This window comes from Corallococcus sp. AB030 (assembly GCF_003668965.1).
Taxonomy (GTDB): Bacteria; Myxococcota; Myxococcia; order Myxococcales; family Myxococcaceae; genus Corallococcus; species Corallococcus exiguus.
In genome coordinates, this window is sequence record NZ_RAWQ01000240.1 from 1 (window position 1) to 15109 (window position 15109).

Below are 15109 nucleotides of genomic sequence, written 5' to 3' on the forward strand. Positions count from 1 at the left end.
GCCTTGGGCGCCGCGGCCGGGGGGGCCGACGGGGCCTGGGCGTGCGCGGCGGCGGTCAGGAGCAGGGCGGCGGCGAGGAGCGGTCGCATGGGCCTCGTTCTACCCGAATCCCGGGAAGCCCGGCAGCGCGCCGGGGGGACCCCCCGGGTCGTTCGCGACATTTTCTTGACGGGATCGCCGGCTGTGGGAGTTTGCCGGTGCTACAGGCGTGTTGCGAACGGAGGACGAAGTCACCATGAGTGCGGCGGTCGCGAGCTGGCAGACACTGGAGAACGTCACGGTGGAGTGCACCCACTGCGGCGTGATGATGACACTCCAGCCCGGAACCCGGGTGAAGTACTACCGGTGTGGTTCGTGCCACCGCTGGGTGTCCAGCACCTACAGCGAGGTCTTCCGCGCGGACGCGAAGATGCGCACGCACCCGGTGAAGGACACCGCGGACGCGGACGCGCGCTTCGTGGAGGTGAAGGACCGGCTGGACAAGTGGCTCTCCGCCGTCCAGGAGCAGTGCCCGTACCAGACGCTGGGCGTGTCGCCGTTGGATACGCCGGACGTGATTCGCGCGCGCTTCCACGCGCTGGCCCTGGAGCGGCACCCGGACCGGGGCGGCTCCGCGGAGCAGATGCGCGAGGTCAATGACGCCTACGAGCGCATCCTCAAGCACCGTCAGCGCAAGCGGCTGGAGGCCATGGCGTCCGGCACGTCCACGCGCGCCACGCCCGCGTCCGTCCTGCCCGCGCGCAACAGGTAGAGCCAGAAGAGCACTCCCAGCGACAGGCCCAGCCCCACCTTGGCCCAGGTGGGGAACAGGTGGCCCGGGGAGATGAAGCCCTCCACGAAGCCGATACCGGCGAGGAAGGGCGCGCAGCCCACCACCAGCTTCACGGCTTCACGCCCGCGCGCCTGGAGCGCCTGCGCGCGCGGCAGCTCGCCGGGGTCGATGAGCGCCTGGCCCACCATCAGCCCCGCGCCGCCCGCGATGACGATGATGGACAGCTCCACGGGCCCGTGCGCGGCGATGAAGTCCAGGAAGCCCGTCATCATGCCCTCGCGGAAGCACAGCGCTCCCACCGCGCCAATGAGCACGCCGTTGTTCACGAGCGTGAAGATGGGCCCCACGCCCAGCAGGATGCCGGACGCGAACGCGAACAGCGTGACGGTGAGGTTGTTGGTCGCGATGCCGGAGGCCACGGCATTGGGCGGCGCCACGGACAACAAATCATCCGTCCACATGCGCCCCTGCGCCACGTAGCGCCGCACGCCCTCCGGCACCAGCAGCTCCGCGCCGCGCGGCTCCAGCGTCACCACCAGCGCGCCCAGCAGCAGTCCCAGCACCAGCAGGCCCGCGCTCACGCCCACGAAGCGCGCCTCGCGGCGCAGGGTGGCGGGGAAGTCCCGCCGGAAGAAGTCGCGCGTGGAGGCCCAGCGCTCGCGCGGCGGCTGGTAGATGGCGCCATATGCCTGCGCGCACAGCTGGTTGAGGAACCGGTGCGCGTCCGTGCCCGGATAGAACGTCTGCGCCTGCGCCAGGTCCGCGGCCGCGCGCCGGTACAGCGTGTCCAGCGTGCGCAGCTCCGCCAGGCTCAAGCGGCCCGCGCGCTGGCGCGTCAGCAGGGACTGGAGCGCGTCCCAGTCCGGCCGGCGCCGCGTGACGAACGTGGGCAGGGGCGCGGCCATGTCAGTGGACCGCCTTCGCGCGCGTGCGCAGGAAGGCCTCCGTGGCCTCCGGCGACTGGAGCACCCGCGTGCGCTCCTCGTCCGTCAGGGATGCGCCCACGCGGTCCACCAGCCTGGTGCCCAGCCGCCGCCGCACGTCCGGCTCCAGGGCGGGCGCGCGCGCAAGGAACGCCAGCACCAGCTCCACGTCCTCCGCGTTCAGGGGGCGCTGCACGCCCGCGTCAGCGGCCGGAGCGTCCACCGCGGGCGCCTGCGTGTACTTGTCCAGGTCGATGGCCTCCTCACGCACCAGCACGGTGCCGGCGAGCATGTCTCCCAACCGGCGGTGGCGTGAGTCCAGCAGCATGGTGATGCAACCGGTGGCGTAGAGCACCGGCAGGAAGTCCACCACGCGACACAGGTTTCTCACCGCGCTCTCGAAGAAGCCCACCGGTGAGCCATCCTCGCGCACCACCCGGATGTGCATCACGCGCTTGCCGGGTGTCTGTCCATGGAAGAAGACCTCCGCCAGCGTCCAGTACATCCATTGCGTGGCGAAGAGGCCCACCGCGAGCAGTGTTTGCGTGAGCCCCGACAGCGCCTGGAACGCCCCCAGCACGTCGGACACCAGCAGGGTGATGACGAAGTAGAGCGCCACCCAGAAGAAGAACAGCAGGCTCGCGTCCACCAGCCACGCGAGACAGCGGTAGCCGATGCCGGCCACGGGCAGGGACAGGGCCACCCGCTCGGGCGTGGCGACGTCGACATGGGGTGCGGGGGCGGAGGGAGTCATGCGCGTGGGACGCACAGCATACGCCCTTGGCATCCAGGACGCGCCATCCGCGCGCATGCGGGCGTCCCTGCCCGGGCATTGGACGAAACACCGAGTAAAACATCCGAATGTGGACGCGGAACGTGTGTCCCTGAGGCGACAGCGATCACGACCTGACGGACGAGGCCCTGGATTTCCATGCGTTCCGTGCGCAATTGACAGTCCTGCGCGGGTCCGTTCGCATGAGGCCTTGGATGATGTTAGGGTCTCGGTTGGCTGGATTTGCTTGAAACGAAAAAGGAGGTTTGGCCCGAACGGGCCAGTTCGGCAGTCGCAGGCGCAGTCCGCAGGGCAGCAGTGACAGGACCCCCGGATGGAGTTGAAGCGCGGTTCTCGCACGCTCAGCACAGGCGGAAGTTCCGCCGCGGTTCCACCGACTCCGGGGCAGGTTGAAGTCGACAGGTAGCATTGAAAGCAATTCGCCACGACGGCTGGGGGGCCATCGCATGGCAGCGAATCAATCGGCAGTTCGTATTTCGATTCTCGAAGGACCGTGGGCGGCCTGGCAGGGCCTGTCCGATGGGCTTCGGGGTGAGGGTCATTCCACTTCGGTGACGCGCGACGTGCGCGGCTTCCTGGACGGGCTCGGCACGGATCCACCTCAGGTGGCCATCCTCGACGTGGAGAGCGACGGCGAAGCCGCCATCGGATGCTCCGTGACGGAGGGGCTCAACCTCCTGCGAGAGGCCCGCAAGCGCCGGCTGGAAGTGCGCATGCTGCTCTTGTCCGCAGTGAGCACGCCGGAGGTCATCTCCCAGTGCTTCGACGAAGGGGCCTCCGGGTATCTCTTCCGCGCGGGGCTGGGCGTGAACGCGGTGTCCTCCGCGGTGCAGTCGCTGGTGCGGGGCGAGCGCCTCTTCCCGGTGCAACTGCTGCGCAACGACTTCGAGCATCCGCCGGTGACCTCACCCACGGCGAGCGTCTTGTTGCTGCTCACGCAGCGCGAGCGCGAGGTGCTGCAGTACGTGGCGGGCGGGGCGGACAACCTGAAGATCGCCGCGCACCTTCAAATCGCCGAGCGCACCGTGAAGTCACACGTCACGCAGCTCTACCGCAAGCTGGGCGCGGAGAACCGCACCCAGCTTGCCCTGCGCGCCTGCCACCTGGGCGTCAGGCCTCCGCCGGACCTCTAACGGGGCCGGCTCACCCTCCCCGTTGAAGCGGGGAGGGCGCGGTGGAAAGCGCACGCGGCCTTCAGTTCTTGTTGCGGGCCGCGTCCTCTTCCATCTTCTTGCGGAGGCTCAGGGGACGCATGTCCGTCCAGACCTCCTTGATGTACTCCAGGCACTCGGCCTTCAGGCCCTGCTTGCCTGCGTCCTTCCAGCCCAGCGCGTTCTCACGGTCCGCGGGCCAGATGGAGTACTGCTCTTCGTGGTTGACGACGACCTTGTAAACGGTCGTGTCTTCGCGTTCGTCGCTCATGGGGTGTGACTCCTGGAAGCTGGGGACCCCCTTTCGTCGCACACCCGGGGAAAAGCGGTCAAGGTAGGCGGTTGCGACAAATCCCGGTCCTTCCTGGGAGGGCGGATCCGCGCCCGGCCGCCCGTCGGGGCTGCACCCACAACACGCGTCCGTGACACGAGCGACGTGGGGCGCGGATACTCGGCCGCATGCGCATCTGGAAGAACGCCGTGTCGGGGCTCGTGCTCCTCGTGGGGGGCGTCTGGGCCTCGCTGGCCCTGGCCCTGACGGGGACGGGGACGGAGGGACCGCACGTGGCCCGGGGCCTCGTCGCGGTGGCCCTGGTGGCCCTGGCGGTGGCGGCCTGGCGGCGGCGTTCGCGGCGCTGGAGCGTGGCGGTGATGCTGTTGGGTTGTCTGTCCGTGTACGGGTGGGTGCGGACGTTCCAGCCCTCCAACTCGCGGGATTGGGCGCCGGACCTGGTGCGGGCGCCGTGGGCGGAGGTGGCCGGGACGCAGGTGACGCTGCACGACGTGCGCGACTTCCGCTACCGCAGCACCACGGACTGGGACCCCGCCTGGTACACGGCCACCTACGACACGGCCGCGCTCACGGACGCGTCGTTCATCGTGGAGCCGTTCTCCGGCTTCTACGGCGCCGCGCACACGATGGTGAGCTTCGGCTTCCAGGATGGCCGCCACGTGGTGTTCTCCGTGGAGGTGCGGCGCGAGCAGGGCGAGACCTTCTCCGCGCTGGGCGGCCTGTTCCGCCGTTTTGAAATCACCTACGTCGTGGGTGACGAGCGGGACCTGGTGCAGCTGCGCTCCAACTTCCGCCATGACGACGTTTATGTGTATCCGGTGAACGCGTCGAAGGAGCGCATCACCGCGTTCTTCATGGACATGGTGCAGCGGATGAACGGGCTGCACACGCAGCCGGAGTTCTACGACACGCTCACCAGCAACTGCACCACCAACCTGGTGCGCCACTTCGAGAAGGTGGCCACGAAGAACGTGCCGTATGACCACCGCACGCTGATGCCGGCATTCTCGGATGCGCTCGCGTACGAGCTGGGCATCATCGACACGGACGCGCCGCTGGAGCAGGTCCGCCAGCGCTACCACATCAACGCGCGAGCGCTGGCCGCGCAGGGGCGGGACGACTTCTCCGCCCGCATCCGCGCGCCGCTGGAGACCGCCGCCGCGCCCGCGCCGTGATCAGGTCCCCGTCGCGGCCCGGGGCTCCTCGGGCATGCGGTCGCGCTTCAGGTGCTTGTCGTAGTGAGCCTCCAGCGCGGTGAAGTAGCCACGCTCCTCCCACAGTTCCTGGAGGAGCTGGTCGGTGAGCGACCTCACCTCCGCGTTCTCGGTCTTCGGGTCGGGCACGCGGGGGCCGCGCTTCGGATCCAGGAAGACGCGCGTGGCCTCGGCCAGCAGCACCCGGCTGCTGCGGAAGATGCGGCGCAGCGCCTGGTTGACGGGCCGGGCGTCCATCTCCGAGCAGGCTGCGATGATGGCGGCCTGCACCTCGCTGGGCGCATCTGTCTGGAGTGAGGCCGCGTCCAGGTCGCCTCGCTCCAGCGCGTGGTGCAGCAGGTATCCGTGGTGGAGGCATGCGCTCGTCAGGTCGACGCAGTCCTTCACCCAGAGGACGAAGAAGACCTTGCGGAACACCTTGCGCACGGGGAAGAGCGCCACGGCCTTGAGATGGGACACCAGCCGTCCGCCCAGACTGCGCGCGTCGTATGAGCCGGCGAGCACCGCCACGGCCTTGTCTGGCGCCTTCAGGCCCCGCTCCTTGAGTTGGTCTCGCACGGACTGCTCGCGCACCTGACGCAGGGCGTAGTCGTCCAGGAAGGGCACGGGGATGAGCGGGGTGAGCCCGGCTGCCACGGCGTGGAAGGCCACGCGGGCGAGCGAGGGCGGCACGGCGTTCGGCGGAGGAGCGTGGGTGGTTTCAGCCATGGCGTGTTTCATAACCGCTTCCGTCCGGGCTGCCTTCCGCCGATAGAGTGGGATTGTCAGGAACCCGGCGCGAGGCGCGGGACAGGGAAAGGCGTTGCACCGCATGAAGGCGAAGGCGAAGCAGGAGCTCCCCGTCGTGCCCTTCGCGTCCGAGAAGGCGTGGGAGAAGTGGCTGGAGAAGAACCACGTCGACGCGCCGGGCGTCTGGGTGAAGCTCGCCAAGTTCGAGTCCGGCATCCCGTCCGTGACGTATGCGCAGGCGCTGGAGGTGGCGCTCTGCTACGGCTGGATTGACGGGCAGAAGGGCGCGTTCGACGCGGAGTACTGGCTCCAGCGCTTCACGCCGCGCAAGCCGCGCAGCAAGTGGTCGAAGATCAACTGCGGCAAGGTGGAGGCCCTGGTCGCCTCCGGGCGCATGAAGCCCGCGGGCCTGCGCGAGGTGGAGTCCGCGCGCGCGGATGGCCGCTGGGAGGCGGCGTACGCGGGGCAGAGGACCATGGAGGTGCCGGAGGACCTGACGCTCGCGCTGGAGAAGAACCCGAAGGCGAAGGCGGTCTTCGCCACGCTCAAGAGCGCCAACCGCTACGCCATCCTCTTCCGGCTCCATGACGCGAAGAAGCCGGAGACGCGGACTCGGCGGCTGGAGAAGTTCGTCGCGATGCTGGAGGCCGGGGAGACGCTCCACGGCTGACGCAGCGACGACCTGCTACGGCAGGATGCGCTCTGCCCGTGATGAGGTGCGCGCGGACCTGGAGGACGCCGCGCGGCGGGGGCTCGTGCCCTCTTGCCCGTCCCCCTAGCGTGAAGGCGGGCTCACCCCTGGATTGCATCCTTCACTTCGCCACCTCACCTTCCAACGATTGGAATTGAACTGGAGCGGAGGTGACCGTGTTGCAGGAAGCCAGGACAACGCCTTTGCAGAACGTGGGGCGTGGGGTGCTGGGCTCGTTCATGGTCGGCGCCGGCACAGGCCATCTCTCCTTCGCGCGAGGGCCCTTCCAGGCGCAGGTGCCGGACTGGGTTCCCATGGACAAGGACCTCGTCGTCCTGCTCTCCGGCGTGGTCGAAATCGGCCTCGGGCTGTCCCTGCTCTTCGACAAGCGCCACCGGATTCCCCTGGGGCTGGGACTGGCGGCCTTCTTCGCGGCGGTCTTCCCCGGCAACCTGCATCAGTACGACAAGCGCCTCTCCGCGTTCGGCCTGGATACGGACCGGAAGCGCCTGGTCCGGCTGTTCTTCCAGCCCGTGCTGATGGCCTGGGCGCTGTGGTCCACCGGTGCCCGAAAGGCATTGCGGTAGAACCCAGCGCTTCATCATGTCTGGGATTGCGCGGGACGGCGGACTACTTCGTTTCGCCCATGACTTCGATGGTGTGCTTGAGCCGCTCCAGGCCCAGGCGCACCAGGGCGCCGCGCAGGTCGGGCTGGCCCAGGAAGGCCTTCTTGAACACGTCGCGCTCCAGCTTGAGCAGCGTGCAGGGCGTCACGGTGCGCACGGTGGCGGTGGCCAGCCGGCTGCGCAGCAGGGAGATCTCCCCGAACAGGGCGCCTTCCTCCAGCTTGGGATAGGCGGACTGGCGGCCGTCGCTGTGCGTGTGGAAGACCTCGCACTGGCCCCGGAGGAGGACGTAGAGCGCGTCACCCGGCTGGCCCCGGGTGAGCAGCGTCTCTCCCGCGGGGACGGTGCAGGGGACGAAGGCATCTCCCAACTCATGCTGCACTTCAGGTGGCAGGGCGGCGATGAGCGGGTTGCTGCGCAGCGCGTCCGCGAGCAGGCGCTCCCGGGCCGCGACCTGCATCTGTTCCCCCTTCACGCCGTAATCCTTGCCCAGCTCCCGGACGCCAGCCTGGGTGAGCTCCAGCAGCACGGCGTCCTCCACCGTCACGATGGTGGCGGTCCGCTGCGTGCCGGTGAGCAGCGCCAGCTCCCCGAAGAACTCACCGGCCCCCATGCGGCCGACCTCCGTGTTGCCGCCGTGGTCGCCGCCGCGAAGCACCGCGACGCGGCCCTCCAGCACCACGAACATCGAGTGTCCCGGGTCGCCCTCGCGCACCACCACCTGGCCCGCTGGCAGGTAGCGTGTGCAGACGGGCGGCGGCGCGGGAGCGCCTTCCGTCTCCGCCGCGGCGCTGGTCGCCGCCGAAGGTGCCGCGGCGGCTGCGGGCGTCTGTCCGGCTTCCGGGGCCGGGGCGGACGGGTGGGCGGACAGCAGGGCCTGCAGGCGCGCGAACAGGGACATGGTTCGCAAATGCTACCGGCCCGCCCGGGCGGAAACTGTGAAGCGCTTCACAGGCAGCGCGGAGGCGGCCTGAAAGAGAGCCAGGCGGGCAGGAGGCGTCATTGAGCAGGGATTGACGGGCGTTCGCCACGTCTGGGTTCATCCCACCTGACGCGGCGGGACGGGCGCCAGGGATGGCGTGGGCGGACCGGGACGCCCTACAGTCCCGGGCCCATGGGAGACACGCTGGACGTCGTGGTGGACCTGGGGGATGTGGGCGAGACGGCCGCGGATGCCGTGCTGCTGAAGTACGCGCAGGGCTTCCACGGGGCGGACGGCGCGGTGGCGCGCCGGCTGGAGGGGGCGGGCGTGGCCATGGATGCCTTCAACCTGCTCCCCGGGGACCACCGCTTCATCGAGTCGCGCCGGAGCCTGGGCGCCCCGTGGGTGCTCTTCCTGGGCACGGTGCGGCTGCGGCAGTTCGGCTACCACGAGATCCGCCAGTTCTCCGTGCGCGCGCTCCAGCTGCTGGAGCCCCGGCAAGAGGTGCGTCACCTCGCGTGCACGGTGCACGGCCCCAACTACGGCCTGGACGAGGACGAGGCCGTGCTGGCCCTGGTGGGCGGCTTCGTGGACGCGTTCCAGCGCGGCAGTGGTCCCCGCGACCTGGAGCGCATCACGGTGGTGGAGCTGAACCCCAAGCGCGTGGAGCGGCTGCGCAAGGCGATGGCGCTGGGGCTGGGGCTCACGCCGGGCGTGGAGCCGCTGATGGGGGCCACGGGCTTCCGCGTGCGGCGGACGTCCCGCTTCGTCCAGGCACCGCCCATGGCGTCCGCGGGCGCGAACTCCCACGAGAAGCCCCATGCCTTCGTGGCGATGCCCTTCGCACAGGAGCTGGAGGACACCTACCACTACGGCATCCTGAACCCCGTGAAGGCGGCGGGGCTCCTGTGCGAGCGGGTGGACCAGGCCGTCTTCGACGGGCCCATCATCCAGCGCATCCGGGACCGCATCGACACCGCGAAGGTCGTCATCGCGGACCTGTCATTGGCGAATCCCAATGTCTATCTGGAGGTGGGCTATGCCTGGGGGCGCGGCAAGCCCACCCTGCTGCTGGTGCGCGACGTGAAGGAATTGCGCTTCGACGTGTCCAGCTACCGGTGCCTTGTCTACCGGAACATCCGGCACCTGGAGGAGCTGCTGACGCAGGAACTGAGGCGCATCTCCTAAGCGTGTGGCGGGGTCAGTACGGGGCGCAGACGATGCCCTCGCAGTCACCCGCGCCGTTGTCCCGCGCGACGTTGCCGCCCCCGTCGAAGGCGGTAGGCGCGTGGATGCCCCAGCCCGTGTTGCCCAGGGCCACGTTGCCAATCACCGTGGGCGTACTGGCCGGCAGGACGCGGAGGCCGTCACCGCCGTTCCGTAGGAACCGGTTGGCACGGACGATGCCGGTCTGTGGGCTGCCGACAATGGGAGTGTCTTCCAAAGTCAGCCCGCCCGCATTGTCCCAGAAGGTGTTGCCCTGGACGTAGACCTGGAATGAGCCGGCTGTAAGCCCATTGTCATTGCCCACGATCCAATTGTTGATCATGTCGAGCTGGACCACATTCCAGATGGGCGTCGCCGTGGGGGCGAACGACGCGTTGTCCGCGATGAGCGTGTCCTCGAAACGGAACACATTGCAGATATCGCGGCCCCCGATAGGCACGGTCGTGCTGGCCACGGCCTCGTTCCGCGCGAAGCTGCTCGACCGGACGCGGACATTGCCGGCGAAGCAGTAGATGCCGATCTCGTTCCCCGTGAAGGTCGAATCGCGGACGTCGGCATCATGGGTATCCAGGTAGATTCCGAGGTAGTTGTTCTCGAAGTGGCTCGACCTCACGTCGAACGTACCGATGGACGCGTCGATCTCGCTTGCCAACCCGACGTCATTGCCGATGAAGCGCGAATTCGTGATGAGGAAGTAGCTGGTAGAGAAGTAGTTGTAGATGGCGGTGCCGTTGTCGGCGAACGTGAGCTCGTGCAGCCGCAGGTAGGTGCCTTCGTCGGTCTGGATGCCTCTTGCGAATCCGCGAATCGTGCCGTTGCGCACCATGCTGTTGCTGGTGACCACGATGCCCAGGGTGTCTTGCTGGACCGGACTCGAGCGGCGCACGGTGTGGCCACCCAGATCGAGGACGACGCCGTCACCTTCGATGCGGAGCGCGGGCTCGTCCGTGCCCGGGCAGGAGAGGTCATGCGTGAGCTTCGTGTGCTGGGTGATGACGTCGCCACAGTGGACCTCGCATCCGACAGGCTTCGCTTGCTGGAACCGGGCGTCGAGCGACTCCCTGTCCGCCGCGAGCACCGGGGGCGTTCCCAGGAACAGTCCCGCGATGGCCATTGTGACGAAGAAGCCCCCAGCCTTGTGCATGCCGCCTCCCGGCCGGAGGTCCTTCCGGCGATCGGAAAAGGCTAGACATGGTGCCGTTATCGGCTTCCCGCCTGTGAGGAGCAGCGCACCCGCCGGAAGGTGACAGTCTGGATGCACTGCGGGTCGGGACCGTCAGGCGCCAGGACTGTCTGTCACCAGCCGCGCGCCGCGACCTCCCACGTGGCCACGTGCGTGTCACCCCGCACGACGTGCAGCCGCGCATGCTGCGGGACGGAAACACAGACATGGTTGGGCACCACGCGCACCCGCTCGCCAATGCGCGGGCGCCACGTCGTGCCGGACACGTCCAGCAGGCCGTGCTCCTCCGACAGGTTCTTCACCACGACCTCCGGCCGGTCCAGCAGGACGCCATAGCCCGGCGCCAGCCCTTCCTCCTTCACCAGCGCCTTGGCCCCCGCGTCGATGACCACCTGTCCCGGCACGGCCGTGCTCACCACGGTGGCCAGGACGGAGTAGGCGCACTCCGTCCAATCACACGCACCGATGACGGCTGCGTTGCGGTCGTTGAGTACGTTGAGGCCGGGACGGATCTCCGTGAGGCCCTTCACGGTATGGGATTGCCAGAGCGTCGGCGTGGAGCCGCCGCTGACCACCTCCGGCGGCAGACCCGCGCTCTTCAGTGCGTCCACGAACGTCGCGACCGCATCCGACTGGGACTGCATCACCGCGGGCAGCTCCGCCTGAGGGACGCGGATGTGGCCCGCGTAGAAGGTCAGCCCGCGAAAGGCCACCCCAGACGTGGACGACGCCGCGCGCGCCAGGGCCAAGGCCTCGTCTGGCGAGCGCAGCCCCACGCGGCGCATGCCCAGGTCCACCTCCACGAGCACGCCCACGGTGCGCCCCGCATCCCGCGCCGCGCGCGCCAGCCCCTCCAGCACCTCCAGGGAGTCGAGCGCCACGGTGAGTCGCACGCGCGAGGGCAGGGCCATCAGCCGCGCCAGCTTCCGCGCGCCCACCGGCGGATACGCGAGCAGCACGTCGTCGGACACGGCCGCCATGACCTCGGCTTCCAGGAGGGTGGCCACCGTGACGCCAGAGGCTCCCGCCGCGACCTGCATCGCGCCCAGCTCCGCCGTCTTGTGCGTCTTCGTATGGGGTCGCCAGCGCAGGCCGTGCTCGCGCGCATAGGCCGCGACGCGCTGGAGGTTCCGCTCCACGCGGTCCAGGTCCACGAGCGGCGCGGGCGTGTCGAGCGAGTCGAGGAAGGTCGAGGACATGCGGCGCATGCTGGCACCGCGCTCCTCGACCCGTCACCCGAATCCCTGGACTTGCGTTCGCGAGGCTACGCCACCGGGTCGAAGCTCACCGTGGGCCGCTGCCAGCTCCAGCCGCCGCCCTTCAGCGCCTCCGTCGCCTGCGCATCCAGCACGCGCAGCGCCGCGAGCACCTCCGCGGGGGGGCGGGGGGCTCCGGGCGCGCTCTCCACCTCGAAGCGCGGCGGAATGGTGCTGGCGTCCTGGCCGCCCATCACCACGCGGATGCGGCAGTTCTGCGGGGACAGCTCCGTCTCCCCGGACCAGGACACGTCCTGGACGACGAGGTCCACCGCGCCCAGCACCTTCTGCCCCTTCAGCCGCGTCACCACCGCGTCCAGCGAGCCCTTCGCGCGCGCGTTCCGCTTCTTTCCAAGCCGGGTCAGCGTCCACCACGCGAGGCCGCCCGCGACCACGGGCGAGAGGATGAAGTAGGGGATGAGCGGGCTCATGGGGCGGGAGGCTGCCACGAAACCCAAAAGAAGAAACGCCCGTCTTCCGAGCCGCAAGGACTCGGAGGACGGGCGCAGGTAGAAGCCCGGCTACTGCGGCGCGGGCGCGGCGACCTTCTTCGTCGCGTTGGGCTTGTACGTCATGCCCAGCTCGTTGAAGACGAAGGAGTAGACGTCCACCTCCTCCTCGATGCGCGAGGACAGCGGCGTGCCCATGCCGTGGCCCGTCTCCGCGTCGGCGCGCAGCAGGATGGGCTTGGGGGACGCCGTGGCCGCCTGCATCCGGGCCACCATCTTGCGCGAGTGGAACGGATCCACGCGCGGGTCATTGGCGCCAGAGGTGAAGAGCACCGACGGGTACTTCGTCCCGTCCTTCACGCGGTGCACCGGCGAATAGCCATACAGCGCCTTGAACTGCTCCGGGTCCTTCACCGAGCCGTACTCGGTCACGTTGAACTGGCCGTTGGGCGTCAGCTCCGTGCGCAGCATGTCGTAGATGCCCACGCGCGCCACCACCGCGCCGTACTGCTCCGGGTGCTGCGTCAGCGCCGCGCCCATCAGCAGGCCGCCGTTGCTGCCGCCCTGGATGGCCAGCTTCTTCGGCTGCGTGTACTTCTGGTCCACCAGCAGCTTCGCGCACGCGTAGAAGTCGTCGAACACGTTCTGCTTGTTCGTGAGCGAGCCGGCCTTGTGCCACTCCTCACCGAACTCCGAGCCGCCGCGCAGGTTCGCCACCGCGAACACGCCGCCCTGCTCCAGCCACATGCCCGTCAGCGGGCTGTAGCCCGGGTTGATGGACACGTTGAAGCCGCCGTAGCCGGTGAGCCACGTGGGGTTGTTCCCGTTCAGCTTCGTGCCCTTCTTCTTCAGGATGGAGAGCGGCACCTTCGTGCCGTCCTTGGACGTGGCCTCCGTGCGCACCACCTCCACGTCGCTCATGTCGATGGGCGCCGTGCGCGCCATCGCCGTCTTCGTCACCTTGCCGTCCGCCGCCGTGAAGCGGAACCACGCGGCCGGCTGGGTGAAGCTGCCGTTGACGATGAGCAGGTCGTCCGCGCCCTGGCGCACCAGGCCGCCCACGAACGACACCGGCAGCGTGGGCACCAGCCCCAGCGCCTTGCCCGTCAGGTCCACCATGCGCAGCTGCGACGGACCGCCCAGCTGCTCCAGCAGGTACAGGCGGCCCTTCGTGGGCACCACGGCCTGCACCGTCGCATGGCCCTCGGGGACGACCACGGTCGCCTTGTCCAGCGTGGGCGTGGCCAGGGGCAGGCGCAGCACCTTGCCCTTCGACGCGTCCTTGCGGCTGAGCAGGTACGCCGCGCCGTCGCTGCCGAAGCGCGCCGACACCACCTTGTCCGCATACTTCGCCACCTGCGTCCACGTGCCCTTGGGGCCGTGCAGGTACAGGTCGAACTCGCCGCCGTCGCCGTTGGCCACGCGCGCGAAGGTGTACTGACCGTCGTCGCTGGACTCCAGGTCCGTCATCGCGATGCGCGGGAAGTCCTTGCCCAGCGCGTACGTGTCCTTCTCCGTGGGCGTGCCCAGCGTGTGGAAGTACACCTGCTGGTACACCTCGCGGTCCACGGGCGGACGCTCCTCTCCGCGCGGGTAGCGCGTGTAGAAGAAGCCCGTGCCCTGCGCGTTCCACGCGAGGCTGCCGCCCGCCGTGCCGCCGTTGACGCGCGGAACCAGCTCGTTGGCCATCGCCTTCGCCGTGGCCACGTCCCACACGGACACGTCACCGCTCTCCGTGCCGCCCTTGGACATGGAGACGGCGACCTTCTTGCCGTCGTGCGACAGCTGGAACCAGTCGATGGTCGTCTTGCCGGACGTGTCCACCTGCGTGGGGTCCACCAGCACGCGCTCCTTCGACGTGTCGTCCAGCGAGCCCACCACGATGAGCGTGGGCTGCTGCTTGGGCGGCTGGAACTTCAGCCCCAGCAGCGTGCCGCCCTGTTCGTCCAGGCCGCCGTAGGAAGGCGACTTCCAGGACAAAAGCTCCGTGATGCGCTGGCGCAAGGGCTCGCGGCCCGGGAGCTTGTCCAGGTACGCGCGCGTGAACGCGTTCTGCGCGTCCGTCCACTGCTGCACCTTCGGCTCCGTGGCGGACTCCATCCACTGGTAGGGGTCCGCAACGGCGGTGCCGTGGTAGGTCGTCTCCACGGGCTGCTTCTCCGCGGCGGCGGGCTTCGCGGGAGCCTTCCCCGCGGCTCCGGACACGAGCGGCAACAGCAGCGCTGCGGTCGTGACTGCGATTCTGGACTTCATGGTTCACCTCGCATGCGGGTGTTTCCCTGCGGGACGCTCATCGCAGGGGCAGCTCCACCAGGGCGGTGGAGAAGGTGTCGAAGGTCTCGTTGGCGTTGGGCTTGGTGCCCTCGTCCATGTTGCCGAGCATCAGCGCGAAGACGACGCGCGGGTGCTCCGTGTCGTTCGGCCGCTCCGCCACGCCCACGAAGCACTTCTGGCCCGTGAGCGTGCCCGTCTTCGCGCGGATGCGGCCCGCGGTGGACTGCGTCGTCTTGCGGCCCGCCAGCGTCCCGTCCACGCCCAGCACCGGCAGACTGTCCACCAGCGCGGCGCCATACGGCTCCTGGAGGCTGGTGAGCAGCACGCGCGCCATGCCCCGGGGCGACGCCAGGTTGTAGCGGGACAGGCCGCTGCCATCCACGGGACGCAGGTCCTTGGTGGGCACGCCCCGGCGCGCCAGCTCCGCCACCAGGGCCGTGCGCAGCGCGACGTAGCCCTCCTGGCCGGTGCGCTCGCGAGCGAAGCGCATGCCCAGCCGCTCCGCGTACAGGTTGAGGCTCTCCTTGTTCGTCACGCGCACCAGCTCCGACAGGGGCGGGCTGATCAACTCCACCAGCGGCGACGGCATGGGGGGCAGGGGCGGGGT

16 protein-coding genes are annotated in these 15109 nt (G+C 69.3%); 6 read left to right on the forward strand and 10 right to left on the reverse strand.

Features of this window, described 5'->3' with window-relative positions:
* Window positions 1-235 precede the first annotated feature (235 nt).
* Window positions 236-751 (forward strand): J domain-containing protein, encoded by a 516-nt coding sequence (locus D7Y15_RS37570; RefSeq protein WP_120580206.1) that lies wholly within the window; start codon window positions 236-238, stop codon window positions 749-751.
* On the opposite strand, the gene D7Y15_RS37575 is transcribed toward D7Y15_RS37570, so the two are convergent.
* Both D7Y15_RS37575 and D7Y15_RS37580 read right to left on the reverse strand, forming a co-directional pair.
* The gene (locus D7Y15_RS37575) at window positions 667-1677 is read right to left on the reverse strand and encodes a stage II sporulation protein M (protein WP_121755574.1); all 1011 of its coding nucleotides are present in this window, start codon (window positions 1675-1677) and stop codon (window positions 667-669) included. The two genes, D7Y15_RS37570 and D7Y15_RS37575, sit on opposite strands and share 85 nt — an antisense overlap.
* Window position 1678: 1 nt before the next feature.
* Window positions 1679-2449 carry an RDD family protein gene (locus tag D7Y15_RS37580; RefSeq protein WP_172809817.1) on the reverse strand — a complete coding sequence of 257 codons (771 nt, stop codon included), beginning with the start codon at window positions 2447-2449 and terminating at the stop codon, window positions 1679-1681.
* Between the two features lie 485 nt (window positions 2450-2934).
* Here D7Y15_RS37580 and D7Y15_RS37585 point away from each other — a divergent pair, with 485 nt between their 5' ends.
* Window positions 2935-3621, forward strand: coding sequence for a response regulator transcription factor (locus D7Y15_RS37585; RefSeq protein WP_043321786.1), 687 nt, complete (start codon window positions 2935-2937; stop codon window positions 3619-3621).
* A 61-nt stretch (window positions 3622-3682) separates the two neighbouring features.
* On the opposite strand, the gene D7Y15_RS37590 is transcribed toward D7Y15_RS37585, so the two are convergent.
* Window positions 3683-3910: an MbtH family protein gene (locus D7Y15_RS37590; protein ID WP_014397734.1), complete on the reverse strand. Its 228-nt coding sequence runs from the start codon at window positions 3908-3910 to the stop codon at window positions 3683-3685.
* Window positions 3911-4098: 188 nt separating this feature from the next.
* On the opposite strand from D7Y15_RS37590, the gene D7Y15_RS37595 reads away from it, so the two are divergent.
* On the forward strand, window positions 4099-5106 hold the full coding sequence (locus D7Y15_RS37595) for a DUF4105 domain-containing protein (protein ID WP_121755575.1): 1008 nt from the start codon (window positions 4099-4101) through the stop codon (window positions 5104-5106).
* Here the strand turns inward: D7Y15_RS37595 and D7Y15_RS37600 are convergent, their stop codons facing one another.
* Complete coding sequence (locus tag D7Y15_RS37600) at window positions 5107-5853, reverse strand: hypothetical protein (protein ID WP_233605240.1); 747 nt, start codon at window positions 5851-5853, stop codon at window positions 5107-5109. It abuts the gene before it with no gap.
* Between the two features lie 103 nt (window positions 5854-5956).
* Between D7Y15_RS37600 and D7Y15_RS37605 the strand changes: the two genes are divergently transcribed.
* Window positions 5957-6544, forward strand: a complete 588-nt coding sequence (locus D7Y15_RS37605; RefSeq protein ID WP_120580202.1) for a YdeI family protein — start codon at window positions 5957-5959, stop codon at window positions 6542-6544.
* Between the two features lie 233 nt (window positions 6545-6777).
* On the forward strand, window positions 6778-7152 hold the full coding sequence (locus D7Y15_RS37610) for a hypothetical protein (RefSeq protein WP_233597375.1): 375 nt from the start codon (window positions 6778-6780) through the stop codon (window positions 7150-7152).
* 43 nt (window positions 7153-7195) lie between these two features.
* On the opposite strand, the gene D7Y15_RS37615 is transcribed toward D7Y15_RS37610, so the two are convergent.
* Window positions 7196-8092, reverse strand: a complete 897-nt coding sequence (locus tag D7Y15_RS37615) for a cyclic nucleotide-binding domain-containing protein (protein WP_120580201.1) — start codon at window positions 8090-8092, stop codon at window positions 7196-7198.
* A gap of 213 nt (window positions 8093-8305) precedes the next feature.
* On the opposite strand from D7Y15_RS37615, the gene D7Y15_RS37620 reads away from it, so the two are divergent.
* Complete coding sequence (locus D7Y15_RS37620) at window positions 8306-9301, forward strand: hypothetical protein (protein WP_121755577.1); 996 nt, start codon at window positions 8306-8308, stop codon at window positions 9299-9301.
* 13 nt (window positions 9302-9314) lie between these two features.
* On the opposite strand, the gene D7Y15_RS37625 is transcribed toward D7Y15_RS37620, so the two are convergent.
* The 5 genes from D7Y15_RS37625 to D7Y15_RS37645 all read right to left on the reverse strand — a co-directional run.
* Complete coding sequence (locus D7Y15_RS37625) at window positions 9315-10484, reverse strand: right-handed parallel beta-helix repeat-containing protein (RefSeq protein ID WP_120580199.1); 1170 nt, start codon at window positions 10482-10484, stop codon at window positions 9315-9317.
* Between the two features lie 152 nt (window positions 10485-10636).
* Entirely contained in the window at window positions 10637-11731 is a 1095-nt protein-coding gene (locus tag D7Y15_RS37630; RefSeq protein WP_199746031.1) for an alanine racemase, read from the reverse strand.
* A gap of 56 nt (window positions 11732-11787) precedes the next feature.
* Window positions 11788-12210, reverse strand: a complete 423-nt coding sequence (locus D7Y15_RS37635) for a hypothetical protein (protein WP_120580198.1) — start codon at window positions 12208-12210, stop codon at window positions 11788-11790.
* A 90-nt stretch (window positions 12211-12300) separates the two neighbouring features.
* A complete protein-coding gene (locus D7Y15_RS37640) occupies window positions 12301-14481 on the reverse strand; it encodes a prolyl oligopeptidase family protein (RefSeq protein WP_121755578.1) in 2181 nt (726 codons plus the stop codon).
* A gap of 37 nt (window positions 14482-14518) precedes the next feature.
* The coding region (locus tag D7Y15_RS37645; protein ID WP_180946126.1) for a D-alanyl-D-alanine carboxypeptidase at window positions 14519-15109 on the reverse strand (591 nt) is incomplete at its 5' end.